This window comes from Nocardiopsis metallicus (genome assembly GCF_014201115.1).
Taxonomy (GTDB): domain Bacteria; phylum Actinomycetota; class Actinomycetes; order Streptosporangiales; family Streptosporangiaceae; genus Nocardiopsis; species Nocardiopsis metallicus.
Genome location: NZ_JACHDO010000001.1, coordinates 5,355,056 through 5,380,109, shown reverse-complemented (window position 1 = coordinate 5,380,109; position 25,054 = coordinate 5,355,056). Strand labels below are relative to the sequence as shown.

Sequence of the window (25,054 nt, the reverse complement as noted above, 5' to 3'; positions counted from 1 at the left end):
GAACGTCTCGTCCGCCAAGACGTCCGGGCCATGCCCTGATTCTCGCTTCCTCCCGACGCCTGTCGGGTCCAGCGTGTCCAAGATCCAGGGTTAAGCCCCGCTGGCCGCTACACCCAGTGACAAGACGAGCCCATTTTATGTGACGCCAGTCACTCTCGCTTGGTACAAGCCCACCTGGATCCAGCCGGGTTGGGGCTGTCGGGCGTGCTGGGTTTCGCCGGTTGGCGCCGCATGCCTTCTGCGGCACTCTCGGGCCCAGGTCGCCCGAAGGCTCGTTCTCGCAGCTCAGCGGCCAGGGTTGGGGGCCGTGGGCGACGGGCGTGTGTACCTGACACGGATCCTGTGCCAGTGGACCCCTGAACATGAGAAGACCTGGGGCTTCTCTCACTTTCACGATGCGAGAAGCCCCAGGTCAGAGCGCGGAGGATATGGGATTTGAACCCATGAAGGGGTTGCCCCCTAACCGCATTAGCAGCATGGTTCAATATTGCATCATGTTATCAGGTACCCTTTTATGCCATTTTATATGGTCAGGATGGGTTCGCCGTGTCATGGTGGGTTACCCTGTGAGCCCTCGTGCCGGAAGGTTTGTGCCGGGCGCGTGCCAGGGCCTCTTCCTAAGTCCTCTGCTTGGTTTGTACCAAGCAGATGAAGCTACCATGATCTGACCCTTGCACCAGGTCCATGGCCTGTTGGGCGAGGCCCGGACCTGATTCAAGGGGCGTGACCCAGGCCCGATCTTCGGATCGTTTATGGGCAGAGTATGTGGTCAGACCTGGCCCATAGAGGGAGCCAGAAAAAAATTTACCTAGATGCCTGCTGCGAACCTGATGGCCCCGATTTCGGAGAGGGGTGTGCCGCGTATCAAAGGGTTGCAAGGCCTGGCTGTCATGCAGGTTCGCCCCTTAGTCCCCATGGCCGAGAGCGCTCCGGGCCGTTCGGTGATCAAGTGGATCTTTGGCCTCTTCTTGCCTCGATCGACAGAGTTCGAACTCGTTAGGTCCTTCTTTGAGGGCGTGCATGTTGACCAGGCTGGCGGTGCGCCATCACCAGTCCAGTTCGCTGTGGGCACCGAGTTCGTGCAGGGCTTGGCGGTGCGGCTTGGCCTCGACCGGTTCCAGTGCCCACTCGGTGAAACGTTGATCCGCAGCGGGTTCGGAAGGCTCGAAGAGCCGGTGGTGGCCACGAAGATGACCGGGGCCAACGTCTTGCGGTCGCCGTATCTGCGCCGCCCGTTGTCCTGAGGTCGGATGAGCGCTCCGTGCGCTACTTGCTGAAACAGTTTCCCCCAACTCATCCGGCACCAAGCGCTCAACCATCGACACAGAGGCAGGCTCCCGAGGAGTCAAACGAGACTAGACCTGAGACGCTCGCGTCAGAAAGTCGTACTTTCTTACCTTCAGATGTATCCTCGAGGTGTGTCTCCGGGGATGGGAAGCCCCTGGAGCACGCCCCATCAGAAAGGCCCTTACCCCGCCGGGAGGACGACCGATGCACGACACGAAAGGGAGACGTCGACGTGCGGTGATGCGTCGTAAGAACCAGCTCACCCTGCCTCGGGAGGTCACCGAGGCGCTGCACATCCGCGAAGGTGACGAGGTCGAGTTCGAGATCGGTGAGGACGGACAGGTCGTGCTGCGCGGCATGACTGTGGTCCCGGCCGATCAGGCCTGGTTCTGGGATCGGGAGTGGCAGCAGGGAGAGCGGGAGGCCAGCGAGCAGATCGCCACTGGTCGCACCGAGGAGTTCGAGGACGCGGAGTCGATGTTCGACGCTCTTGAACAGGAGCGCTGAAGAGTAGTTGGCCACGTTCGCTACCACCCCCCGCTTCAAGGCGGACTTCAAGAAGCTGACCAGGGAGCAGGTCGCGCGCTTTCGGCGCGTGGTCACGGGCGAGTTCGCTCCCGACGTGCAGAAGGGGGAGTTCCGGCCCGGCCTGCGGGTCAAGGGTGTCCAGGGTGCCCCGGGGGTCTACGAGATGACCTGGGCCCCTGACGGGCGAGCCACGTGGGAGTACGGGGAGGAGCGTTTCCCCGGAAAGCCGCACGTGATCTGGCGTCGGGTGGGTACCCACGCCATTTTCAACCCCGGCCCGCCCTGAGAGAATTGGTTGTCCAGCCCGGATTCGTCAGGGGTCTGATCGCGTCTTCTGATCCGGCACTTCGCCCATGGTGTCCCTGGTCCGGGCAGGAACGAGCCCTCGCGTGACGCCGCGGTGCGCGCCGGGCTCCACGAACCCCGGAACTGCGTGCTCCCTCCTTCCTGCTGCTCGTCGGATCAGGTCCCGATCCTCAGGTGAGGGTCGGCAGAGCGGTCAACCGCTGCCAGCAGGTAGTGAACGCCTCCGCCCAGGGCCAGGACCGTTCGATACGCAGGAAGCGGCGGCGGGCGTGGCGGGCCAGACGGGCGGGCAGGTGGTAGATCCGAAACCGCATGCTCTCAGGCTCGGCATCCGCGAGGTCCTCCGCATCGTGCAGGGTGAGCAACCGCAGCCAGGCGTCCAGATCCGCGGCCAGGTTGGCCGCGAGCACCCACGCCTGGTTGACCTGCCAGGACGATGACGGCAACAACGCGAGCCCCATCGCCTTGTTCGTGCGCACCCGATCCTCGACCTCGGCGTGGTCTCGGTGCAGCGCGTCCAGAAACTGGGCCTGGTGGGAGCCCGGCACCCGATGCATCCGCTTGATGTTGGTCGCGCAGATGGCGTAGCGCCAACCGGTCTTCCTCTCCATGGCGGTGAGCTTGGCGGTGTGGCGGCGGGAGGGGCGTACCCGGCGGACGATGAGCCGCATCCCCTTGGGCCAGCCTTCGCGGGTGTTGAGCCCGGTCAGTTCGGCGACCTCATAGCCCTCTTGGAGGTCGCCTTTCTGGTCCACGGCGCTCTCCCACGCGCTCTCGGGGATCTTCGCGATCGCCTCCTCGTCCGCGGTGGTGATCTTCCACCCGACGGTGAAGCGCACCGTCCTGCGGCTGGTGTTCAGCTTCTCCAGGTACTCGAGGAGGTCGTGGGTGGCGCCGGCTCCGTCGATACGGACGAGGATCTTGGCCCGGGAAGAGCCGGGGACCTGATCCAGGGCCCAGGTGAGCACGTTGATGTGGTCGCTCGCGGTGTTGGCTCCGGCGTTGCCGGGGCGCAGCAGCATGGCCAGGCACTCGCCGGTGTTGGCGCACCAGGCGGCCAGGGGGTGGAACCCGAAACTGGACTTGAAGGTGGGTGCGGCCCCTTCCTTGTTGGAGGTGGTGGTGATGATCGTGGCGTCGGCGTCCAGCACGATCCATCCCTTCAGGGGTTTGCCCGCGACCTTCACTTGGGGGAACCCGCCGGGGCGCAGGTGCAGCAGCGTCCACACGTGGCGGCGGATCTGCCGCCGGGCCTTGGCGATCGCCGCCAGGGCCCTCTCGTCGAGGACGTTCAGGGCGCGGCGCAGGGTGGAGTCGGAAGTGGGTGGGCCGAACACGGGCCGGTGGTGCAGGCCCAGGCGTTCGGCTTCGGAGAGGTTGCGGGCGCCGAGCACGATGGCGATGACCAGGTGGACCAGGGTGGTGGCCCGGTCCCGCCAGCCGTTGGCGGTGCTGGTGGGCAAGGCTGTGGCGAGGGCCCGGGTGAGGCCGGTGCGGTCGGCGAGCTGGCGGAGCAGGACGGCTCCGGCATGCCCGACGAGGTTGGTGCTGTTGGCGGTCACGGACAGGCGGTGGTCCCAGGTAGGCTCGTGCACCAGAAAGGTGCTCCTGATTCTGCTGTGATGTTTCCTAGACAGTCACATCTTTGCAGGTAGGGGCACCTTTCGTGCTGTCAGGGGTCGGTCCTCCCAATTCCGCTGAATAGCCGGGGCTGAGCACGAGCACCGCTTACCCAGGTGCCCTCGATCAACAGGACGGCCGTCGGCCGTTCGCCTTTGGGGGCTACGTCGGTGATACCCCACTCTGGCTGCAGCATACGCAGGGTGTGGGCCGCCGTTCGTGGTGGTAGCTCCCGGACCGGCCTCGGCGATGAGTACGTCGTACTCTGGCCGCTCGAGGTTCTCTTGCTGACTTGTCTTGGACCGGTTTGGTACAGGGCTGGTACGCCTTGGCCCAGTTCGGTACACGGCTGACGTGTTCGGGTGGAAGACCTCGCGGGGGTGATATGGGTTGTGGCGTCGCCAACGGGTGAGGTCTCCCCGGAAGGCGGGTCATCTGATCCCGCCTGTCCAGGCCTAAACCGGGTCCTGGCCGCACAGTTGATGGCAGGTCCAGGTGAATTCTTCGTCGAGGATCGCTGGCACGTCTTCGTCGGGATCCAGGAACTCGCCGTCGTAGCCGATCGAGCGCACACCGGGAAAGGCTCGGAGGAGGTGGTCGAACAAACTGTCGGGAACCGCGGCCTGATCGTTCTCGTCGACTTCGGGTTCTGCGTGCTCCCGAGTCACGGTTCCGATGCGGGGCGGGATCCATGACCCGTTCGAATCCTGTCCGACAATGCGCACATGCAGCTGGTGGGGGTGTGGGCCTCCGTCTTCGGTGGGGGCGAACGTCTCGTCCACCAAGACGTCCAGGACGGCTTCGTCGAACCTTTGGCTCATCGATTTTCCTATCCTTGTCTTATTTTCGTTGTCTGGTGTGCGTTCTCGGGGACTGACGGTAGGGCGGGGCGGCGGTGCTGGAACACGCTCAATCGAACTGAACGTGTCACTTTGGTTCGATGGCCGCGGTGAGAACCGAGTGGGCGTGGGGCCAGGGGATGCGTTCCTGTTCGAGCAGCAGACCGACCCCGTGTTCGGCGGCGTGGTGGACGAGGTGGTCGTACAGGCTCTGCTCATGCTCGGTGAGATGGGGTAGCTCTCCGCGTTGTGGGCCGGCTCCGTCGACGGCCAGGTGCTGGAATTGCTTCAGCGTGGGGAGATCCATCAGGATGCTCCGAGCCGGGACGCCCTGGTGCCGGAGGTCGTTGACGAACTGCAGCCCCGGGGCGTCGATGTCTCCCCAATAGATCACGGTGTGGGCACCACGGATCCAGGGAAGTCGTCCGTACTCGGAGACGTTGAAGCCCTGGCCGTGGAAGGCGACGACGCCCATGTGGTCGTCGGTGATGGCGTAGCCTGTCTCCTTGTTCTCCAGAATGACCACGGTGTGCGGTACATGGGCCCATCGGCTCAGGTCTTCGACCGAGGCTGCGAAGTGCCGCATCCCGCCGACCTGGGAGCGCAGGCCGGGGTCGAGTACGCAGACCTGGACGAGTTCGGGCGGAACTCGTAGCCCGAGCCGTTCGTGCAGGCGTCGGCGGATCGGACCGGGCGTGCTCGGCTCCGCTTGTTGGGCATCTGGTCCGGTGGATTTTCCGAGCAGGGCGAGTACCAGGGTGGAGTGTCGGGCGAGCCATTTGGTGTCGACGCCCTCGATGGGGAGTTGCCGCAGCAGCCGGCCGGAGGTCGGGTTGGTTTTCAGCCAGGTGACCGTGTCGACCAGTTGCTGGTACTGGTCTTCGTCCAGTTCGATGAGCTTGCGGATGATCCCGGTGAAAGAGGCCTCGGGAAAGTCACGCTGGAGCTTGGGCAGTCTTCTACCGCACCGTGCCCAGGTCTCCCGTGTGTGGGGTGTAACCCCGGCGACGTCGGCGGGCCGGTCGAAGACGAGGGTCTTCGGTATGTTGTGGAGGCCTGTAGGAAAGCGGAGTCTGGAGTGTTCGATCCTTCCCGGACCGTTGTGGTCGGCCCAACGTGCTGCCCAAGCATGGCAGCCGACCGGATCCGCCGACCGTTGTCCGGTGGACGGTGGCGCCAGGGGCACGCGTAGGGGCCAGGAACCTCCCCCGCGAGCCCATTGGGGGTAGTCACGTTCGAAACGGGCCCGAAGCCGTTCGACGACGTCGGCGGGTTCACGCATCTTCACCCCCGTCACTCTCCGCGGCCCTTCGGATGGCGAGATCGCCGAAGGTCGCTGACGTGGCGTTGGAGCGTGCACCTTCGGCCGTGGTGCGCTTCTCCACCAGGAGCACCTGACCGATGAAGGGTTCGAGGACACCGGAGATGCGGATCGGGGCGGCCACGAGAAGCTGGAAACCGAATTCTTCGAACGCGGCGAGGGCTTGCCCAGAGAACGTTTCATCGGACTTGCTGAACGCCTCGTCCAGCATGAGCGGAGCGAAGCGCGGGCGGCCCTTGGAGCTGGGGTCGGCCAGGTTGTAGCTGAGTGCCGCGGCGAGGCAGAAGGCTACGAGTTTCTCCTGCTCTCCTCCGGAGTTGGTGGCGGTGTTGCGGTGGGTGCTGACCGTGATCCCGTCGGGAGTCTCCTCGCGGCCGTAGAAGGTGTAGCCGAGGCGGACGTCGAGGACGGTGTCCCTCCAGCGGCGGGATTCGGCGTCGTCGGAGGTGAAGCGCGCCATCAGCCGGCGGACACGCTTGAATTGCTCCACAGACACCTGTACGTCGGTCTCGGCGGCGGGCTGGCTACGCATGAGCTCGTCGACCCGTCGACGGAAGTCCTTGGCCTCGGCGAACTGCTTGGCTGTGTGGGCGATCTGTAGATGGGTACCGGTGTTGAACTCGGTCCGTCGAAGCCCGATATTGACCTTCTCGACACGCTCCTTGATGCCGCTCGTGGCCTCTTCGATGGCACGTTGGACGAACGCTATCGAGGGGACCATGTCCTGGCTGATCATGTGACGGAACCTGTCCATGGCCTCTGGAAGTCGGCGTTCGTTGATCTCCTCGTGCAGGGCGGCGAAGTCGCTTCCGCTGCGCTCGACGTCGTCACTGTTGTGGGGGGCTGAGTCTTCCCACCGGTCCAGGAAACGTCGGATGGCCTGCTGGACCCCTGAGGACGACCGCTTCTGCTCGGCCTCGGCGCTCTTCCCTCGATGTTCCAGCTCTTTACGGGCGAGCTCGTAGAGTTGCGACATTGTGTCGAGGCGGACAGGAGTGCCCAAGTCGGTGAGCAGCGATGTGAGGTAGGCGTGATCGTCGTCGTCGACCGTGCGCGGTTCGGCGCACAGCCGTTCGCGCACTTGGGTCATATCGGATCTTGATCGGTCGTCGTCCTCGATTTTGTTGCTGATCCGGGAACAGGTGTCGTTCAGTCTCTTCCACGTGCTCCTCGCCGCGTCCTTCTGGTGCGTGAGTCGCTGGAGGTCGACGTCGTTCCGTTTGATGTCCGCGATGCGCTCCGCCAGGGATGCGGCCCGCTTTTGAGAGGCTCCATGGTCGAGGTCGGCCCACCTGTGGTGGTTGAGAACCTGTTCTGCGGCCTGGACCAGGTCGCGGATGGCATCGCCTCGGCGGGCGATCTCATCCGCCCTGTCCCGAGCCTTTTTCTTAGCCGTCTCCAGCCGTGCTGTCTCCTCCTCCAGAGCCGCGCGTTTTGTGGCGATATCGGCCCCGAGGATGTACGAGGACGGCTTGGCCACATCGGGGCGGTCGTCCTTGCGGTAGTGGTTGCCGGGTAGCTTCACCGTTCCGCGTACGGTCACCGCTTTACGGTGCGCCTCGAGATCACGTGTGCTCTCGACGCACACGTGGTCGAACTTGCGGGCGAGCTGTCCGCTCAGCCACAGCCCGTAGGGGTGGTCGGTTCGCACCTTCAGCTTGCTGGCCAGGGTGTCGGCGTACGGAAGGGGTTGGTGTTGCGAGGCCTGGGTGATGACGCTGTAGTCGACCACACCCCTCATATCGTGCTGGTCGATGAACGCCTTGACCGCGTCTTGCTGTTCGGAGGGGACGAGGAGGCGAAGCCCGTAGCCGCGCAGTACCTTCTCCGCGGCTGGACGCCACCGCTCCTCCTCTGGCAGGAGGTCGATCAGCTCGGCAGCGTAGGGGAGGTCAGCGGCGGGTACTCCGCTGCCACGCGCTATCTGGTCCCTGCGGTGCAGTTCCCTGGGCGGGATGAGGGAACCGGCGGTTCGCAGGGCGGTGAGTTCCTTGAGTTTGTCCTCGTACTGCCGATTGGTGGTGGAGGCGGTGCCGAACGCTTCGTGCAGCGTTGGTGTGAGTTCTTCCCTTTCCTGTTCGGCGTGCTCGCGCATGACGTCGGCCTTGTCGCGGACGGTGGTGAACGCGACCTCGTCGGAGGGGAGCGCGAGTCCGAGAAGGCGCACCTGAGCCGCGTAGCGGTCGAAGGCGTTTTTCTTCAGGTTCTGTTCGTTGCGTACCGTCTCGAGTTCAACGGTCAGTTCCTGAAGCACCGCGCCTTCCCGATCGAGCTGCCTCTCCAAGGAGCGGTAGTCAGACTCCGCGGTCGAAGCCCGCCGCGTCTGCTCCGTCAACTCTGCCTTGAGTCCTTCGCGGACCTCCTCCAATCGCGTGATCTCCGTCCGGAGCGTGTCAACGTGCACACGTCGCAGGTACCGGTCCAGCGGCGAGCCGAGGAGCCGGGACACCAGAGCGGCCTCCTCCTTGGCCTGGCCGTAGACACGCCAGTCCTCTGGGACCGAGCTGAGCACTTGCTTCTGTTGGTCGGCGCGTTTGGCGGTTTCGTAGGCCTCGTTCAGTGGTGTGAAGGCCTTCACCATCTTTTCAGCGGCCTCATAGGTCGCTGGTTCGTCCAGCATGTTCTCGCGGATGAACAGGTTCAGGTCACCGACGTTCTTCATGGCCTTGGCCTTGCCCAACAGCGACAATGCGGTCCGGGAGGTGCCCAAGCCGATGCGTTTGCTCAGGCGGCGCAGATAGACCTCCTGACCGTTGGGGTCATCGGCGGGATGCCTCTTCTTGAGCCAGGCTGTGTCGAATCCCCGCTCCGCCCACTCGTTCAGGGCGAGTAGGTCGAAGTGTCCGTCGTGCAGTCGGAACATCGATTTCAGGGACGCGCCGTCGGTTTCGGTCCCGGTGAACCATTTCACCGCTACCGCTGTCGTGACCGAGCCCTGTCCGTCCTCGTAAGTGGCACCGACGGCCGACCAGGTCGGTTGACCTCCGCGCAGGTAACGGATCCGGGACTGTCCGCGTTCGTCGTCGGTTTCGGACCATGCGCCGCGGACGTAGTCGGCGGCGTTGCGGGTGCCCTGTTTGGCACCGCGGGCTGTCAGGTCCGCTGAGGCGTTGAACCGGTGGTCCCGGGTCGGAAGCAGCACGATCGAGTGTGCGTCCATCAGTGAGGACTTTCCCGATCCGGACGGGCCGGTGAACAGCACACCGCGAGGATCGATGGGGAAGTCCTTGTATCCGCCGAAGGTGCCCCAGTTGATCACTTGCAGCCGGGTCAACCGGAATTGTGCTGCGGCGGTGTCGGCCGCATGGTGGGAGTCAGGCATCGGTGTCCTCCTGGGAGGGGCCTTCTGCAGTGTGGGCGTGCAGGGAAGTGCTTGGAGGCGTCCCGGGCGTATTGGCTCGGTCGCTGTCGACGAGCGCCTTGAAACGGGAGCTGAGGGCCTCCACCCGTTCGGCGGTGAGGATGGAGGCGATGACGCCGTAGACGACGTAGCGGCTGGTCCCCTTGACCGGCTTGATGATCGCCGCGTCTTCCAGGGATTTGATCGCTGTCGCGATCCTCCTCTGGAAGGCGGCGTCATCGGTGTCGGTGGGCCGACGGTAGGCCCGCATGTGCTCTTCCATGTCGGCGGTTTCCACCACAGGCGCGTCCGGGGAGAGCACGTACTGGTTGTAGAGGTAGAGGCACAAGGTGCTCGCGGCGAGGTTGAGGGTTTTGGTGCGCAGGATCGTCCGGCTGTGCGGGCTGGGATCCTCGGCCTGACGGGTGAAGGCGTATCCGTGTTCTCGGTTAATCTCCAGGATGAGCCCGAGTTCGGACAGCCGGCTGCGCAGGATGTCCTCGTATTGGAGGACCGTGGCCCAGTGTTTGGGGTGCTGTTGGCTGACGTGGGGTGCGGCCACCAGAGCCTGCAGCGCCCAACTCGTCTCGGCGGGTAATGCGCCGGTGTCGCCATCGAAGCGCGGCTGATGTGTTGCACCCTCTACGTGCGAACCGACGGTGTCGCCCTCGTCGTCGAACACCTCGGAAAGGTTGTCGCTGGCGATGCCGGCGGGCGAAGAGGGGGCGGCGCCCGGGCGCTCCGTCTCACCGAAGACCTCTTCGAAGGACGGTTCAGGGGGGTGGCTCATCCTTGCTGCCTTTCCGAAGGGGCCCTCGCGCTCGGGTAGGTGGGGCGGCGGTCAGGTGCGCGGGGGTGGGGATCGGTTCGCCGAAAACCAGGTAGGGCACGGACAGCTCACGGAGTCCTCGGTCGGTCTCGACCTGGACGCTGATTCGCGTACGGTCGTCAATCTCCCCATAGCGCGCGGCCAGTGACCACAGACCGACGATGTCGCCGGTTCGCGCCTGGGGCAGGTGTTCGAGCACCTCGGCGAGGGTGGCGATGTCTCCGTGACCGGCCATCGCGGCGTGTACGGCCGCACGCAGGGCCACCCAGTCGATGGATTCCCGCCCAGTCAGCGCGGTCGGGTCGATAGCGAACTCATCTCCGGAGTCGGTGACGAGCTCGGGCTGGGTCGCGGTGCCCTCGTCCAGACGCAGTCTGCCGACCGACGTAGTGTCGGCACCGCTCATGGGAACGACGAACCCTACGTCGCGGCCACCATGGGTGACGTGGAACGCGTCGGCGGCGAGTGCCTGTGCCTCGCTGATGCGGGTACGCATACCCCGGTAATGGGCCGCGTCACCACCGCGCACAAAGTTGCTCATCCTGCGAAAGGCGGCCCCGCGGACGTCTTCAACCTCTTGGACACGGCGCCACATGGCGTCGATGAAGCCCCGTAATGACCCTGCCGGATGCTCGGGAAGTTCCTCCAACCTCGTGAGGATCTCTTTGATATCGGATTCCAGCTGGGAGCGTTGCGAAGGAGTTCCGACCAGTGTGGCGAAAGCGCGGAACGCTTGCCCTTCAGGGGATTCGGCGATGACGTCGTGACCGGCGAACATACGATCGAGGGCTTGTGCGAACTCCGCCGGTGTGTCCGACAGGCTCTGCCGGAGGAGCGTGGCGGTGTTGGTGTGCATCTCCTCGCCGTAGCGCGCGAGGTCTGCGGGAATGCGTTCGATCAGCTGGGACAGGGCCGTCACCCGGTCGATCAGTCGATTCGTGTCGACCTTGATGTGCCGTTGGTCTTCGAGTTCCTCGCGCTGAGCTTGGAGCGCGAGGATCTGCTGGTCGATTGCCTCCCGTCGCACGGCGGGGTCGGGGTCGGCTTCGGTAGCGATCTGCCGCAGCTCGGCCATGACCATCGCGAGTGCGGATCGGGTCGCGACCGAGGCTTCCCGACGCAGGCCCCGCATCTGCCGTACTGCGTGCGCGGCGCCCGAGGTCAGTTGATAGCGCTCAGTGCGGGTCTCGGGATCCACACCGCGATGGACCCATCTCTTCCTCACCCACGTCGCGAGAGTCTCCTCCGCGTCCGAGAGGGCACCTGTGGGCGTATCCGCTTCCGCTCCCGGGATGCTCTGGGTGAGCAGGGGGAGGTCCTCGTCGAGTCGAGCGGTCAGGGTCATACCGTCCGCGATCTGCCCGTCTCCCAGGTGGGCGGCCATCAGGGCCAGATGCACCAGAGCATGCCGGGACCGCAGCAGCGACATCGCCGTGTCCGCTTCCGCACCGTTGCGGAACTCGTGGAGGAACTGCTCGGCGCTCTTGGTCCCCATCCGAGGGACCACCTCCCTAGGAAGGCCGGACCTCTACCCATCTCGGATGAGTCTTACAGACACCGGTGACAAAATCACGAGGAGCTTGAGTGCGAACACCTCGACCAGGTCCAGCATCTTGTGGCGGAACTCAGCTGGGTATCGATCACGTTCCACGATGTCCTCTTTGAGGTCGCGGGGTCCCAGAATCTAGAAATCCGTCTCTGAAGAACGCGGGACACATCACCAGCTCCGCCAACCCCGGTACGGGAACAGCCCACACTGCGATTTTGTGCAGCGAGGACCGCTCTCAGGGCCAGAGGCCAGGCGACAGCAGTCGGGTCGTCTCGATCGGCGGCAACCCGTCATCGAGTCCGCGCAATCTCCGGTAGAGCTGGCGCATATCCGCTTTGCCTGGCACGTACTGCTTCTGTGCCGCACGCTCCAAGATGGTCAGCGTGCTGACCAGACTGATCGACCCCACCGGACGCCCACTGCGCCGGAGTCGTTCGAGGCGGTTGATCTCGGAGGTGGCGGTCCGCGCCCCTTCCCCGTCGTCGATGAGCACGGTCACCTCCTGACCTGCTTCAGCAGCCACGACCGCGTGCGCGATGACCATGATCTCGCCCAGGTCCTTGGGCCGCCCCAGACGTTCAGCCATGGGTTGGTGGGTGATGCGCTGGACGACGCCTTCGAGTTCCGGGGTCTGGTCGTCGGACAGGATCTGCATCCAGTTGGGGGTCAGCTTTCGCCAGATACCTTCGGCGACGCGGAAGCGCTCATCCTGCCGGGCCTTGCTGAACACCTCGCTCTGCACGGTCTCTGGGGCACTGAGCTTGCCCAGGACGCGGATGAGGAGACGCTCCTGGTTGATCGAGAGGAAGTTCAGGCCGGGACCGGCGTCGATGATCGGCCGGTGGCTCATCCGTCCTCGCCCGCTGTCACCTCAGGAGCCGCGGCATCGTGATCAGGACCCTCGAGAGCTGCGTCCAAAGCCGCGAGGTCCACGTCCGCATCCGGTAGTTCGGTGAGATCGGCCCACTCGACTGGCTGTTCGCTCGGAACCACGCCGGCCTCGCGCAGTTCCGCTTCGGCCTCCTGCCGGGTGATACCGCGAAGGGTGGCGATGGCCTGTACGGACAGCACGCCCTCGGCGTAGGCGCTGATGGCTCGGGCGAGCAGTCGTTGCGGTGCCCTGCGCCGAGCTGATTCGTCCCGCAGCGCGCGGTACTGGTCGCTCCACCCGAACCGCGTGGCCAACTGCGGCGTGGTGAGTGCCAGCCACTCCCGTTTGGTGGCGGCGTCGATGTAGCCCGCCTGACATAGCGCGATCGCGGCGATCGATGGTGAGACGAGGAAGCGCTGAACAACCTCGGAGAGCACTGACTGGGACAGCAGCTCTCGCTCACCGAGGAATTCGCGCAGGCCCTCGATCGGGATGAGCAGGTGTCGAGCGAAGGCGTCGGCTCGGATCTCTTCGTGGGACCGGTGGCTCCAGGCACCCGCCGAATTGTCGGTCACGTCCGTGAACAGGACGTGGCCGAGTTCGTGGGCGAGGGTGCTGCGTTGCCGCATCGGGCGGCTGGTGCACGCGACACCGATGAACACGGCGTCGCGCTGTGGGTCCCGCATCATCAGGCCGTGCTGGTCCTGGTCAGCCTCGAGTACGGCCACGTCGATCCCGGTGGCCTGCTCGATGAGGGCCACGAGGTCACCCAACGGCTGTACGCCTAGGTGTTGCTCCTCGCGGAACCGTTCGGCGGCGGAACGGCCTTCGGCTTCGGCGCTCACAGTTCTTCGGTTCCGTTTCAGACCGTTGCGGGGATGGCCTGGTCGTCCAGGTAGGCGTCCAGTTCCAGGAAGTCCAGCAGTGCCTGGCGCATATCGCCCATGTCAGAGTCGTTGGTGGCCCGGGCCGCGCACTGCACGCGCTCGGTTACCGCACCGGTTCCGGTGAGTTGGGCAACCGTATGCCCGGTCTCCCAGGCGATCGCCACGAGCTCTGGCATCTTCGCCACCCGGTCTTCGGAAATGATCCGAGACAGGGTGGCCTGCGAGATGCCCGTGGCCTCAGCGAGAGCACGCTGGCTCAGTCCCGCTGCCGCGCGGGCGCGTTCGATCCGCGCGCCGATACCTGCTGCTGTCATCGTCACCACCCCACCAATCTGAATCACTTTCCTCCAGCTTGATTCATTATAGCCGCATGCCCTGTGCGACGCCATGGTTCGAACAGTCAGAGGGCTTGCTCAGGGGCGGACTACAGGCGCTCAGGCCCTCGCTATTCGACATCGTGCCAACATCGCATATTATGAGCACTCACTGAGTACTCAATGGAGGCATCGTGTCGGAACCAGTGGACATCAGGGCAGCACGAGAAACACTGAACCTCAGTCAGGCCGAAGCGGCTCGCCGCGCGGGGATCTCCCTAGCCACATGGCGGCGAGCGGAGTCGGACACCTCCGCGGTGGGCGCCACAACCCGCAAGAAGATCCGTGAGATGGTCACCGCGGCCCTGCACCCGGCCCATGCCTGGGTGCCGCTCTTCAACAGGAGATTTCGCGGCGACCCGCTGACACCTTCACAAGCGCACCTGCTGGCCATGGAACTCACGATGAACGGGGAACCCTTTCACCTCAACGAGGACAATGTCTGGGACTCCCACGTCCTAGGCGAACTCGCAGACGCGGTCCTGATGCAGGTCGCCGAACGGCCACAGTGGTTCAGGCGCTTCCTGGCCACCTCCCAGCACCTGGGCGGACTCCTTGACCAGGGGTGGCCTCCCCGAGCCGAGAACCTCGCCGAAGCAGCCGCCCTGCGCATCGCGCTCACCTCTGCGTCATTGGGAGATTCATCCGAGCTCTCCGACCTCGGATACCGGGAGTACGAGCAGGACCTGGTAGGGCGCAAGAAGTGGCCGACGGTGCGGCGGGCACTGACTTCCCCTCAGCTGATCCAGGCCCTGCAGATGCTCGATGCACCCCGCTACGCGGCGCACCTGCTGGCCCCCCTGCAGATCGAGGGCCGGCTGGTCACCTCTCCCCTGCACCCCGACCGCTGGTGGGAGCCCTGGTCACAGGAGACACAGGAATGGCTGCAGCAGGCCGCATCAGGTACGCACCCGCCCTCCGACCAGAACACTCCGCACGTCTTCGACGACAACCCCGACCAGTCCCGTGTGATGGCCTCAGGCATCTTCGACCTACTGGCCAAACGCGAAGAAGACCTCAACCTGCTCCTCAACAGAATCCTTCACCAGGGACGGGTAGCCCAGATCAACGATGACTCCTGCCCCACCATCGTGTTGGAAGCCAAGACGGGCCACGATGTGCTGATCAGGGTCTCCTGCCGCGACCATAACCGGCCAGGGCAACCTCTGCCCGGCTTCCCGGACGAGGATCCCGCCGGCTCTGCGACCTTCGCCTGGGGACTCCTCGACCTGCTGAGCGAGGAGACGCCAGAGCTGGACGAGGTGTTCGAAGGCGACCTGGTGCGACAGGGACTCACGATGGCCGGGAACTCGATCCTGGTCCTACCCGATGCCTCCGGTTTCGATCTGCTGTTGAGCGTGGGGACCCAAAAGCGCACACCTGAGCGCTCAGCCGCGGTCGACGTGGCCCGCGCTTCCTGGCTGGAGTACCAGCAGGAGATCGAGGAAGAACTCGCGGCCTGGGAATTGGAAGACGACCAGGACTGAGAATCAGGGGATCTGGAGTTGTGGAACCGGCCTTGCGTTTTCCGTGGGGTTCATAGGGACGGCTGAGCGAGACACGCGGGTCTTCCTTCCCGAAGCGCTGGTGGCAGGAGGAGTCCCGCGGCCTCAGAACACCTGGCGCTGAGCGCCGGTGGCTCGGCCGGCGGTCAGGGAACCGAACCCCGTATCGGTGGGAATCGTTCACCAGGGGATTCGGAGGACGAAGGAGGGGGTGTGCCATCGCTGCCAGCAGGTGTACCAACTGGCGGCAACGGGTGCGTGAGCCTCTGGCGCACGTGCTGGCGATGATGAGCACGGCCAGGTCGGGGTTGGGGGTAAGGCTGTTCAGGAATCCTCGGATGGTGGCCGGGATGGGTGGTTGGTGCAGGCCCAGGGCTCGGCAGATTACGCGGGAGCCCAGGCGAGCCAGGGTGTGCTGGGGCGCGTTGTGCGCCTGGGCTGCTCGCGGTCAGGAAGCAGGCCCCAGACAGCACCGCGTACAGACAGATCAGGACGATGCGGTCCAGATGGTGAGGGCGGCTCCGCCGATCGCGGGGGCAGCCTCCTCATCTGTGAAGGCGCAACGGAGCCCTTGTGGCGCCAGGGGCGTGGAAGTTCCTGACCTCTCATCGGGGCTCCGTTGCTGCGTTCAAGGGGCCTGCCTGGTTCTGACGCCCTCTTGTGACCAGGAACGATGTCTCCCATCCCTGACTTTGCAACACTCCTGGACGCGGAGGGGAGGGATCAGCCCAGGAGCTGCGGTGCTGTGCGGAGCTGCTCGAAGAGCGCGCCGAGGTCCACGGCGTCCATATCGGTGACCAGGAGCAGCAGTTCCCGGTGAGGGCGGGAACCGCTGAACGCACTCATGCCATTGGAGCGCCCGAGGGCTTCGCGGAACGCAGGGTGGTGGAAGGCCTGGACTTCCACGATGTTGCCGTTCGCATGGGTGATGGTCAGCAGCGGGGCCACGTACGCGGTTCCGTCTTTGGTTTCACGCTGGGTCCAGACCAGTTCCGGCCGGATGTGGGGGCGGTCGTGCAAGATCGCGGCAGGGGCGGCGGCCAGGACGGCCTGTCCGTCTCCAAAGGTCCCCGGATTTGAACTGGTCCCTTTCTCGTCGGTACCGAGATCCTCGGTGAGCCAGGTGAGGGTACACAGTTCCGGTGCGGTTCCGATCCCCCAGGTATTGGGCAGGGGGCGGCCGGGTCCTGGGGTGTACAACCTGCGCAGGATGACCCAGGTGTGTCCGACGATGGTGATCTCGCCGAGTGCGGTAGTCCTCGTGGTGCCGAGCTTGTTGCTGGTTTGCGTGGTCATCGGCTCACCTTCTGGGCGTCGCGGCGGGTGATCTCGGCGGTGATGTGGTCGACAAGGCCGATCGGCAAAATGTCGGTGTTCCGCACCCATTTGGTGCGCTCGGCGGCGGTGAGCTCGAAGTTGAAGATCAAGCAGAAGAGCTGGAGCCCGTCGTGTTTCTCCTCTAGGCGGGCTGCGATCAGGGGGTACCCGGCGGGCAGCTCCGCTGAGGACATGAAAACCGCGACGTTCGGGGTCGGGTAGAAGGTCGGTTCGGCGATGAAGGCCGGGATGGTGATCGTGGACTCGCTCATCGGTTGGCCGCCTGTGTGTAGTGGTGGGAGACCTCAGCCCACGCCGTGTCGAACAGGTCGATTTCCCGCTGAGCGTAGACCGGCGCGGGGCGGTGCACCCCGTAAACGGGGCATTTGATCTTTTGAGGATCCTTGCCGCATTGGGCTCAGTAGAGGGCAGCCGCGGCCATGCCCAGCCGAGTGCGTGGCCGAGCGCAACACCTTGCCCTTGACGCCCTGGTCATCCAGGCACTCGTGGCAGGTGATGGTGATATCGGCGGGGTCGAGCTGGGCTTCCTCATCGGTCATGCGGGCGAGGAGGGCGTGGGAGATGCCTTCGAGGTAGGAGTCATTGACGAGCCCGTACTTCTTGGCGACGCCGAGAAGTTCGAGCTGCGTGGCGGTACGGGCGATCAGTGCGCCGAGCTGGCCGACCGTGGCGCAGAAGTTGATGGCGCCACCCTCCGTCCAGTATTGGCGCAAGGCTTGATCGGATTCGCGCTGGCACTGGCTGACCAGGTCGCCGGCGGCGGAGTTGACCTTGGTCTCGCCAATGTTGGCGAGGAGTATCCACCAGGAGCCCAGACTGCAGGGCTCCATCCCGCTGCTATCGCCTTGGGCTGTTTTTAGGGAGCCGTCTTCTTAAACAGATGGATGGCTCAGCGATTGGCTGGTTGACACCCATAGAGTTTGAGAGCAAAAAATCGAGCATCATGCCTTGAAAACAGTAAAGATGCTCCACCAAAACCGGCATATACCAGCGGGACATGCGGTGCCCGTGCCCGCTGCCGCTCGTCATACGTCTTCCGTAATGTCGGTGGCTGACGCTAGCCTTCGAACCATCATTAGGTTCTGCGGAGGGGGAGAAGAGCTCTCATGGTTGACCTTGATCCTCGCCGATCCTTCAGCTCCTCCCAACGACAAATGCTCTACGAAAACGCTGAAGGCCGCTGTCAGCGGTGCCTCACACCTTTGGACCCAGGGTGGCACGCGGATCACCGCATCCCCTGGGCCGACGGAGGGCGAACAGAAATAGAAAACGGACAAGCCCTCTGTAACTCCTGCAATCTACTCAAAGGACGTGATATGCACTATCGCGATGCCTTCATCCCCCGCCCGTTTCAAGCCAACTTGATCGACCGTGTCTTGGAACGAGTTTCCGCTGGCGAGGACCGCACGGTAGTGCTCGCGTCTCCCGGATCAGGTAAGACCCTCGCCTACCAGTCCTTGGCTACCCGGATGATCAGGGAGGGGCTGATTGACTACATCGCGGTCTTCGCCCCTCGAACGGCACTCGCAGAACAGTGCGAGGTCGGCTGGATGACGACGGACGCCAGTGGGCACGTCACAGGTGGGCTGTGCGAGCTGTTCGATGCCACGAAGCGGCTCGGGAAGATCCGCCACCGTGTCAACGAGGTGCCGCTCATTCCCAGCAACGAGCGCAACAGTGGTTTCGTTGCCACCTACAGCGCGCTGGTCACGAACGAAGAGATCTTCACTCGATGGGCCACCCGTCACCAGGGGCGTTTCCTCCTGATCGCGGACGAGGCGCAATTCTGCGGTGACGATGACAAAGAGGGCGGTGGAACCCGCGCTGGCGAGCTGATCAAGAAGCTGCACGAGTACGCGCTGCACACTTTGCTGCTGACTGGAACGCCCTATCGTGCTGACAACCAGAAGCTGATTCTCGCCGACTACGAGCCGCACCGGGACTCCGGGAAGGAGCGGCTGGTTCGGCACGCGGAGGCCACCTACATCGATGGCATCGCCGAGAGCTATCTTCGAACCTTCGAGATGAAGCTCACCGACGCTCGGATCTCCAAGCGCACCATGAGCGAGCCTGAGGCCGGCCGTGGCGACAGCCTGCTGGAGTTCAACCTCTCCAACGACGGCAGTGAGCTGAGGGCGGCGCTGAAGGATGAACGGACCTGGAAACCACTGGTTGACTTGGTGGTCAAATCGGTTCGGGACAAGCAGAAATTCAACCAGGCCTACCGCGGCTTGATCTCCTGTATGCAGCAGGCCGAGGCGAAGAAGGTCGTCAAGTACCTGCAGGAGAACCATCCTGGACTGCGGGTCGGTCTAGCGGTCTCGGCCGAGGCAGGCGCCGCTGGTCGGGCTCTAGCCGACTTCAAGGTTAAACCGATGGATCTGCTGGTGACTGTCCGCATGGCGTTCATCGGTTACGACTGTCCGGAGATTAGCGTCGTCGGTGATGTTGCTTCAGTTCGGTAGACACCTGTGAGCTGGGGTTTTACGCGGCCTGAGACAGCGCCGCAAGCCTGTCTTGAGCAACTTCGGTGTGGCGACGTTCATACTCAGCCGGGCTGAGCTGACCATTGGCCGAATGCCGCCGCCAGGGGTTGTAGAACCCCTCGATATAGGAGAACACCTCCCGCTCCGCATCCGCCCTGGTGGCGAAACGGGTGCGGTCGATCAACTCGGTCTCCAACGACGCGAAGAAGCTCTCGGTGACGGCGTTGTCGTAACACGACCCCGTCCGCCCCGTCGAGGGAGCGATCCCTGCCTCTTCGCAGCGGCGACCAAAGGCCAGACTGGTGTATTGCGATCCCTTGTCCGAGTGATGGATCAGCCCCGGACCGGGACGGCGGGCGGTCACCGCCATGGCCAGCGCGTCGCAGACCAGATCGGCGCGCATGTGAGGGGCCATCGCCCAGCCCACGATGCGGCGCGAGAACAGGTCCATCACCACCGCCAGGTACACCCACCCCTGGTCGGTGGGCACGTAGGTGATGTCCGCGCTCCACTTGGTGTTGGGGGCATGGGCGGTGAAGTCACGACCGACCAGATCCGGTGGGGCTGTGGCCATCCGGTCCTGGGAGGTCAGGCTTTTGCGGCCGGTGCGGCGGTGGACCCCGACCAGGCCCTGGCGGCGCATCAGCCGGGTGATGCGGTTGCGTCCAGCGCGGATGCCGTCGAGCTCGGCCAGGTCGGCCTGGAGCCTGGGGGAGCCGTAGGTGCCGCGGGAGCGCTCGTGGTGGCCCTGGATGCGCTCGGACAGGTCAGCGTCGGAGCGTTCCTTGGCCGTGGGGCCGTCCTGGATTCGGTGGTGGTGTTTGTAGTAGCCCTGCCGCGATACGCCGAGCAGCCGGGACATCAGGGAGACGGAGTGGCGTGTCTTTTCTTCGTCGATCAGCCGGAACATCACCGACTGGTCTCCCGGACGAAGAAAGCCGTGGCCTTGCGCAGGATCTCGCGCTCTTCGCGCAGCTGGGCGTTCTCTCGGCGAAGGCGGGCCAGTTCGGCCTTGTCATCGCTGGTGGTGCCCTCTGCCTGGCCGGAGTCGATCTTGGCCTGATTGATCCAGGTGCGGATCGTCTGGGCCGAGGGTTCGAACTCAGCTGCCAGGTCCTCGGGGCTACGGCCGGAGCGGGCCAGCGCGATGATCTGATCGCGGTACTCCGGCGGGTACGCAGGGCGGGTCTTGGGCACTTCAATCTCCTCGTTCAATGACAAAGTATCCGAAAGCGGACACCTGTCCACCGAACCGAAGCAAGATCAACCTGATCACCTCGGCCGACCACCGCGTTGCTCCTGCGTTGGTGCTGTCCGGGTGGGTGCGCCAGCACTGGGGGATCGAGAACAAGCTCCATCACGTGCGGGATGTGACCTACGACGAGGACCGCTCCCAAGTGCGCACGGGCAGCGCTCCCCAGGTCATGGCGACCCTGCGCAACACCGCGATCGGACTGCTGCGAGCAGCCGGGTTCGACAACATCGCCCAGGCCAACCGTCACATGATCCGCGACGAGGCTCGCCCACTCAGACTCCTACAGACCTGACTTTGCCGGAGCCCTGCCAGCCCAGGGCGCATCCACAAGGTGCACGCGGTCATCAGGTCGGCCCTGAATCATGCCTGTAGGGCCGGGCTGCTCGCTCACAACCCCGCCCAGTACGTGACCCTGCCGCGGGTGCCCTACCGGCGCGCTCTGGTGTGGACCCCGGAGCGCACGGAGAGTTGGCGAGGTACCGGCGAAAAGCCGTCCGCGGTCATGGCCTGGACTGACCCCGGCTATTCAGCGGAATTGGGAGGACCGACCCCTGACAGCACGAAAGGTGCCCCTACCTGCAAAGATGTGACTGTCTAGGAAACATCACAGCAGAATCAGGAGCACCTTTCTGGTGCACGAGCCTACCTGGGACCACCGCCTGTCCGTGACCGCCAACAGCACCAACCTCGTCGGGCATGCCGGAGCCGTCCTGCTCCGCCAGCTCGCCGACCGCACCGGCCTCACCCGGGCCCTCGCCACAGCCTTGCCCACCAGCACCGCCAACGGCTGGCGGGACCGGGCCACCACCCTGGTCCACCTGGTCATCGCCATCGTGCTCGGCGCCCGCAACCTCTCCGAAGCCGAACGCCTGGGCCTGCACCACCGGCCCGTGTTCGGCCCACCCACTTCCGACTCCACCCTGCGCCGCGCCCTGAACGTCCTCGACGAGAGGGCCCTGGCGGCGATCGCCAAGGCCCGGCGGCAGATCCGCCGCCACGTGTGGACGCTGCTGCACCTGCGCCCCGGCGGGTTCCCCCAAGTGAAGGTCGCGGGCAAACCCCTGAAGGGATGGATCGTGCTGGACGCCGACGCCACGATCATCACCACCACCTCCAACAAGGAAGGGGCCGCACCCACCTTCAAGTCCAGTTTCGGGTTCCACCCCCTGGCCGCCTGGTGCGCCAACACCGGCGAGTGCCTGGCCATGCTGCTGCGCCCCGGCAACGCCGGAGCCAACACCGCGAGCGACCACATCAACGTGCTCACCTGGGCCCTGGATCAGGTCCCCGGCTCTTCCCGGGCCAAGATCCTCGTCCGTATCGACGGAGCCGGCGCCACCCACGACCTCCTCGAGTACCTGGAGAAGCTGAACACCAGCCGCAGGACGGTGCGCTTCACCGTCGGGTGGAAGATCACCACCGCGGACGAGGAGGCGATCGCGAAGATCCCCGAGAGCGCGTGGGAGAGCGCCGTGGACCAGAAAGGCGACCTCCAAGAGGGCTATGAGGTCGCCGAACTGACCGGGCTCAACACCCGCGAAGGCTGGCCCAAGGGGATGCGGCTCATCGTCCGCCGGGTACGCCCCTCCCGCCGCCACACCGCCAAGCTCACCGCCATGGAGAGGAAGACCGGTTGGCGCTACGCCATCTGCGCGACCAACATCAAGCGGATGCATCGGGTGCCGGGCTCCCACCAGGCCCAGTTTCTGGACGCGCTGCACCGAGACCACGCCGAGGTCGAGGATCGGGTGCGCACGAACAAGGCGATGGGGCTCGCGTTGTTGCCGTCATCGTCCTGGCAGGTCAACCAGGCGTGGGTGCTCGCGGCCAACCTGGCCGCGGATCTGGACGCCTGGCTGCGGTTGCTCACCCTGCACGATGCGGAGGACCTCGCGGATGCCGAGCCTGAGAGCATGCGGTTTCGGATCTACCACCTGCCCGCCCGTCTGGCCCGCCACGCCCGCCGCCGCTTCCTGCGTATCGAACGGTCCTGGCCCTGGGCGGAGGCGTTCACTACCTGCTGGCAGCGGTTGACCGCTCTGCCGACCCTCACCTGAGGATCGGGACCTGATCCGACGAGCAGCAGGAAGGAGGGAGCACGCAGTTCCGGGGTTCGTGGAGCCCGGCGCGCACCGCGGCGTCACGCGAGGGCTCGTTCCTGCCCGGACCAGGGACACCATGGGCGAAGTGCCGGATCAGAAGACGCGATCAGACCCCTGACGAATCCGGGCTGAAGGTCAGGCAGGGTGGTTCCTCGACCAGATCGAGGAAACAGAATACCGCGACCACTCCCTGTTCCATCTGGCGCTGACCCGGGGGCCTCGGTGTCAGGAGATGCTCAACCTCAAATGGCGCGACCTGAGTCTGGAAGGCTCGGGGGAGGTCGCGATTCACGGAACAAAAACCCCGCGTAGCCAGCGCACCATCAGTTTGGGCAAGGAGAACGTTGCGCAGCTGCGTAAATGGCGCAAGGCTCAGCAGCTTAAGCGCGAAAAAGCTGGCAACAAGTGGGTGCAGTCGGATTATGTGTTCACTGAGGTTTTCTCAGCGAAATGATCTCTGCGGAGCAGGGTGATTTTCGGATCCCCGCCGGGCCGGACGAGTGGCACCTGGATGCGAGCAGACGTAAAGCCCCTGGTAGGACAGGTCTCACCACAAGATCATGTCCGTAACCACCAGAGGCTTCACGTTGGTCACCTATTCTGCCACCCTCGACGTCCCACGCCACATCGTCGAGTTCCTCGCCCGACACCTGGCCGCCCACCGCCGAAGCATCGCCACTCCGAAGGGCTCACGGGCACTCGGGCCGTTCCGCCAAGCGGTGCTGGTGCTGCGCTGGTTCCGTGAGCGCGGCTGTGTGCACTGCCTGGCCCGTGACGCCGGAATCTCCCAGGCCACCAGCTACCGCTACCTACACGAAGGCATCGACGTCCTCGCCGGCCAGGCCCCCGACCTGCACGAAGTCTTGGCCAATTGCCACAACGAAGGGATAGCGCGCGTAGTCTTGGACGGCACGCTGATCGCCTCCGACCGCCTCGCGGGCGTCCGCGAGAACGGCAACGACCTGTGGTTCAGCCAAAAACACAAGGCCTTCGGCGGCAACATCCAGTTCCTATCCGCACCGGACGGCACCCCGCTGTGGGTCTCCGCAGTCGAGCCCGGATCCACCCCCGACATCACCGCCGCCCGCCTCCACGCCCTGCCCGCCCTGTACAAGGCAGCGGCCGAGGGCCTGCCCACCCTGGCTGACAAGGGCTACCAAGGCGCCGGTATCGGCGTGCACACCCCCATCAAGCGCCCTACGGGCCAGGGCGAAGGGGCTCTGCACGTGGACACACGGATGTATAACGCGCTGTTGCGGCACGTGCGTGCGCTCGGTGAGCGCACCGCCGCCGAACTCAAGGAGCGCTGGCGGACGCTGAAGTACGTCACGCTTAGCCCGAGCCGGATCGGAGACATCGCCCGTGCGGCTCTTGTCCTCAACAGGCAGTGGAAATGATCTTCGCTGAGAAAACCTCACTGATGAGAACGGCGAGCAGATGACTCGACACCAACTGCGAGAAAAGTTGATCGCGTTGACCAAGAAAGCTGACCTGCCTCCCATCAGGGTGCACGACCTTCGGCACTGCGCGGCGAGTTATTCCTTGTCCGCAGGAACGAGCCTGAAGGTGATCTCGAAGATGCTCGGACACCGGAACTACAAGTTCACCGCCGACACTTACGTCCATGTGATGCCCAAGTGCGATGAGGCGGCTGCTGAAGCGGTAACCCGGGTTATTCCTCGTCTTGCGGCTTGAGGACCTGAAACCCGAGTGTCCTCACGCAACGCCTAAGGGCTCTTTTTCCCGCTGAGTCCGGGGCGACAAGTCAATGCGCAGGCGAAGCATCCAACCAACTCTGATGCGCTCGCCCTGCTTAGCGCCGACCCAACCGTTTCAGCGACACGTCCTGGCGGTCCAAGCGGTCAGCGATCCACGCCTGTGCGGCACTGGTGCAGGTGCTCGCAGTCATGCCCTTTGCCGCCGCGCAGCGTCGGTTCTCCCCACTGGCGTCCGCCCCGAGCGCGGAAGGGCGTTGTCCCAGCTCCAGGGCTTGCCGACCTGGCATCTGGGCGGAACCGCGCCTGAGAACACCCTCAAGGGCTGGCGGGCCGCCTCGACGGGGATGGGGGTTGCTCCCCGCTGTGCGCCTCGATGTTCCGAAGGTCTGCTGACCGCTACACCCAGTGACAAGACGAGCCCATTTTATGTGACGCCGGTCACTCTCGCTTGGTACAAACCCACCTGGAGCCAGCCCGGTTGGGGCTGTCAGGCGTGCTGGGTTTCGCCGGTTGGCGCCGCATGCCTTCTGCGGCACTCTCAGGCCCAGGTCGCCCGAGGGCTCGTTCTCGCAGCTCAGCGGCCAGGGTTGGGGGCCGTGGGCGACGGGCGTGTGTACCTGACACGGATCCTGTGCCAGTGGACCCCTGAACATGAGAAGACCTGGGGCTTCTCTCACTTTCACGATGCGAGAAGCCCCAGGTCAGAGCGCGGAGGATATGGGATTTGAACCCATGAAGGGGTTGCCCCCTAACCGCATTAGCAGTGCGGCGCCATAGGCCTCTAGGCGAATCCTCCCGGCTGCGACCAGACTACAGAGCGCGGAGGTCCTGCGCAAAACGAATCCCCCACCCGGGGAGGTGCCTGGTCGGCGGCCCCGCTCCGAGTGGGTTCCGGCGGG

Annotated in this window: 22 protein-coding genes, 1 tRNA gene and 2 pseudogenes; 11 read left to right on the top strand and 14 right to left on the bottom strand. The window is 64.8% G+C overall.

The annotated features are described in order from the left end of the window. Positions 1 to 812 precede the first annotated feature (812 nt). The 3 genes from HNR07_RS36195 (at position 813) to HNR07_RS23540 (ending at position 2,101) form a co-directional block, all read left to right on the top strand. Positions 813 to 1,244: a hypothetical protein gene (locus HNR07_RS36195; RefSeq protein WP_184366832.1), complete on the top strand. Its 432-nt coding sequence runs from the start codon at positions 813 to 815 to the stop codon at positions 1,242 to 1,244. 283 nt (positions 1,245 to 1,527) lie between these two features. Then, positions 1,528 to 1,794, top strand: a complete 267-nt coding sequence (locus HNR07_RS23545; RefSeq protein WP_184372540.1) for an AbrB/MazE/SpoVT family DNA-binding domain-containing protein — start codon at positions 1,528 to 1,530, stop codon at positions 1,792 to 1,794. Between the two features lie 7 nt (positions 1,795 to 1,801). Beyond that, complete coding sequence (locus HNR07_RS23540; protein ID WP_246420464.1) at positions 1,802 to 2,101, top strand: hypothetical protein; 300 nt, start codon at positions 1,802 to 1,804, stop codon at positions 2,099 to 2,101. A 190-nt stretch (positions 2,102 to 2,291) separates the two neighbouring features. Here the strand turns inward: HNR07_RS23540 and HNR07_RS23535 are convergent, their stop codons facing one another. The 9 genes from HNR07_RS23535 to HNR07_RS23495 all read right to left on the bottom strand — a co-directional run bounded on the left by HNR07_RS23535 (position 2,292) and on the right by HNR07_RS23495 (position 13,691). Then, entirely contained in the window at positions 2,292 to 3,716 is a 1,425-nt protein-coding gene (locus HNR07_RS23535; RefSeq protein ID WP_312893591.1) for an IS1380 family transposase, read from the bottom strand. A gap of 480 nt (positions 3,717 to 4,196) precedes the next feature. Next, on the bottom strand, positions 4,197 to 4,562 hold the full coding sequence (locus HNR07_RS23530) for a hypothetical protein (RefSeq protein ID WP_184366831.1): 366 nt from the start codon (positions 4,560 to 4,562) through the stop codon (positions 4,197 to 4,199). A 106-nt stretch (positions 4,563 to 4,668) separates the two neighbouring features. Beyond that, positions 4,669 to 5,862 carry a Wadjet anti-phage system protein JetD domain-containing protein gene (locus HNR07_RS23525; RefSeq protein WP_246421195.1) on the bottom strand — a complete coding sequence of 398 codons (1,194 nt, stop codon included), beginning with the start codon at positions 5,860 to 5,862 and terminating at the stop codon, positions 4,669 to 4,671. Next, positions 5,855 to 9,223, bottom strand: coding sequence for an ATP-binding protein (locus HNR07_RS23520; protein ID WP_184366829.1), 3,369 nt, complete (start codon positions 9,221 to 9,223; stop codon positions 5,855 to 5,857). Before HNR07_RS23520 ends, HNR07_RS23525 begins: the two co-directional genes overlap by 8 nt. Then, complete coding sequence (locus HNR07_RS23515) at positions 9,216 to 10,031, bottom strand: DUF4194 domain-containing protein (protein WP_184366828.1); 816 nt, start codon at positions 10,029 to 10,031, stop codon at positions 9,216 to 9,218. The genes HNR07_RS23520 and HNR07_RS23515 overlap by 8 nt, the downstream gene beginning before the upstream one ends. After that, positions 10,015 to 11,565: a DUF3375 family protein gene (locus tag HNR07_RS23510; RefSeq protein ID WP_184366827.1), complete on the bottom strand. Its 1,551-nt coding sequence runs from the start codon at positions 11,563 to 11,565 to the stop codon at positions 10,015 to 10,017. The genes HNR07_RS23515 and HNR07_RS23510 overlap by 17 nt, the downstream gene beginning before the upstream one ends. A gap of 289 nt (positions 11,566 to 11,854) precedes the next feature. Continuing rightward, the gene (locus HNR07_RS23505; protein WP_184366826.1) at positions 11,855 to 12,469 is read right to left on the bottom strand and encodes a PIN domain-containing protein; all 615 of its coding nucleotides are present in this window, start codon (positions 12,467 to 12,469) and stop codon (positions 11,855 to 11,857) included. After that, positions 12,466 to 13,335 carry an ImmA/IrrE family metallo-endopeptidase gene (locus HNR07_RS23500; RefSeq protein ID WP_184366825.1) on the bottom strand — a complete coding sequence of 290 codons (870 nt, stop codon included), beginning with the start codon at positions 13,333 to 13,335 and terminating at the stop codon, positions 12,466 to 12,468. The genes HNR07_RS23505 and HNR07_RS23500 overlap by 4 nt, the downstream gene beginning before the upstream one ends. 17 nt (positions 13,336 to 13,352) lie before the next feature. After that, entirely contained in the window at positions 13,353 to 13,691 is a 339-nt protein-coding gene (locus HNR07_RS23495) for a helix-turn-helix domain-containing protein (protein ID WP_073701080.1), read from the bottom strand. A 317-nt stretch (positions 13,692 to 14,008) separates the two neighbouring features. Here HNR07_RS23495 and HNR07_RS23490 point away from each other — a divergent pair, with 317 nt between their 5' ends. After that, a complete protein-coding gene (locus tag HNR07_RS23490; protein WP_184366824.1) occupies positions 14,009 to 15,238 on the top strand; it encodes a hypothetical protein in 1,230 nt (409 codons plus the stop codon). A gap of 741 nt (positions 15,239 to 15,979) precedes the next feature. Here the strand turns inward: HNR07_RS23490 and HNR07_RS23485 are convergent. Genes HNR07_RS23485 through HNR07_RS23475 form a run of 3 tightly spaced genes read right to left on the bottom strand, consistent with a single transcriptional unit; the run spans position 15,980 to position 17,424 of the window. After that, complete coding sequence (locus HNR07_RS23485) at positions 15,980 to 16,552, bottom strand: hypothetical protein (RefSeq protein WP_184366823.1); 573 nt, start codon at positions 16,550 to 16,552, stop codon at positions 15,980 to 15,982. Then, on the bottom strand, positions 16,549 to 16,845 hold the full coding sequence (locus HNR07_RS23480; RefSeq protein WP_184366822.1) for a hypothetical protein: 297 nt from the start codon (positions 16,843 to 16,845) through the stop codon (positions 16,549 to 16,551). The genes HNR07_RS23485 and HNR07_RS23480 overlap by 4 nt, the downstream gene beginning before the upstream one ends. Before the next feature lie 33 nt (positions 16,846 to 16,878). Then, entirely contained in the window at positions 16,879 to 17,424 is a 546-nt protein-coding gene (locus HNR07_RS23475; RefSeq protein WP_184366821.1) for a hypothetical protein, read from the bottom strand. Positions 17,425 to 17,700: 276 nt separating this feature from the next. Here HNR07_RS23475 and HNR07_RS36190 point away from each other — a divergent pair. Further along, positions 17,701 to 17,895 (top strand): annotated as a pseudogene (locus tag HNR07_RS36190) (HNH endonuclease); the annotation flags it as partial. Between the two features lie 15 nt (positions 17,896 to 17,910). After that, positions 17,911 to 19,059: a DEAD/DEAH box helicase gene (locus HNR07_RS23470; RefSeq protein ID WP_246420463.1), complete on the top strand. Its 1,149-nt coding sequence runs from the start codon at positions 17,911 to 17,913 to the stop codon at positions 19,057 to 19,059. Positions 19,060 to 19,078: 19 nt separating this feature from the next. Here the strand turns inward: HNR07_RS23470 and HNR07_RS23465 are convergent. Next, positions 19,079 to 20,277, bottom strand: a protein-coding gene (locus tag HNR07_RS23465; RefSeq protein ID WP_184371482.1) for an IS3 family transposase whose coding sequence is annotated in 2 segments (ribosomal slippage) — positions 19,079 to 20,034 and positions 20,034 to 20,277 — 1,200 coding nt in all. Because the reading frame shifts where the segments join, the coding sequence is not laid out codon by codon here. 122 nt (positions 20,278 to 20,399) lie between these two features. On the opposite strand from HNR07_RS23465, the pseudogene HNR07_RS35130 reads away from it, so the two are divergent. From HNR07_RS35130 to HNR07_RS36185, 5 genes and pseudogenes are all read left to right on the top strand, one after another. Then, positions 20,400 to 20,627: pseudogene (locus tag HNR07_RS35130) on the top strand (ISAs1-like element ISMul1 family transposase); the annotation flags it as partial. 340 nt (positions 20,628 to 20,967) lie between these two features. Further along, on the top strand, positions 20,968 to 22,392 hold the full coding sequence (locus HNR07_RS23455; RefSeq protein ID WP_312893591.1) for an IS1380 family transposase: 1,425 nt from the start codon (positions 20,968 to 20,970) through the stop codon (positions 22,390 to 22,392). A gap of 166 nt (positions 22,393 to 22,558) precedes the next feature. Next, positions 22,559 to 22,891 carry a tyrosine-type recombinase/integrase gene (locus tag HNR07_RS23450; RefSeq protein ID WP_184372534.1) on the top strand — a complete coding sequence of 111 codons (333 nt, stop codon included), beginning with the start codon at positions 22,559 to 22,561 and terminating at the stop codon, positions 22,889 to 22,891. 133 nt (positions 22,892 to 23,024) lie between these two features. Next, positions 23,025 to 23,834 (top strand): transposase family protein, encoded by an 810-nt coding sequence (locus HNR07_RS23445; RefSeq protein WP_184371353.1) that lies wholly within the window; start codon positions 23,025 to 23,027, stop codon positions 23,832 to 23,834. Between the two features lie 40 nt (positions 23,835 to 23,874). Further along, the gene (locus HNR07_RS36185) at positions 23,875 to 24,132 is read left to right on the top strand and encodes a tyrosine-type recombinase/integrase (protein ID WP_184366819.1); all 258 of its coding nucleotides are present in this window, start codon (positions 23,875 to 23,877) and stop codon (positions 24,130 to 24,132) included. 732 nt (positions 24,133 to 24,864) lie between these two features. On the opposite strand, the gene HNR07_RS23435 is transcribed toward HNR07_RS36185, so the two are convergent. After that, positions 24,865 to 24,951, bottom strand: a tRNA-Ser gene (locus HNR07_RS23435). Positions 24,952 to 25,054 lie beyond the last annotated feature (103 nt).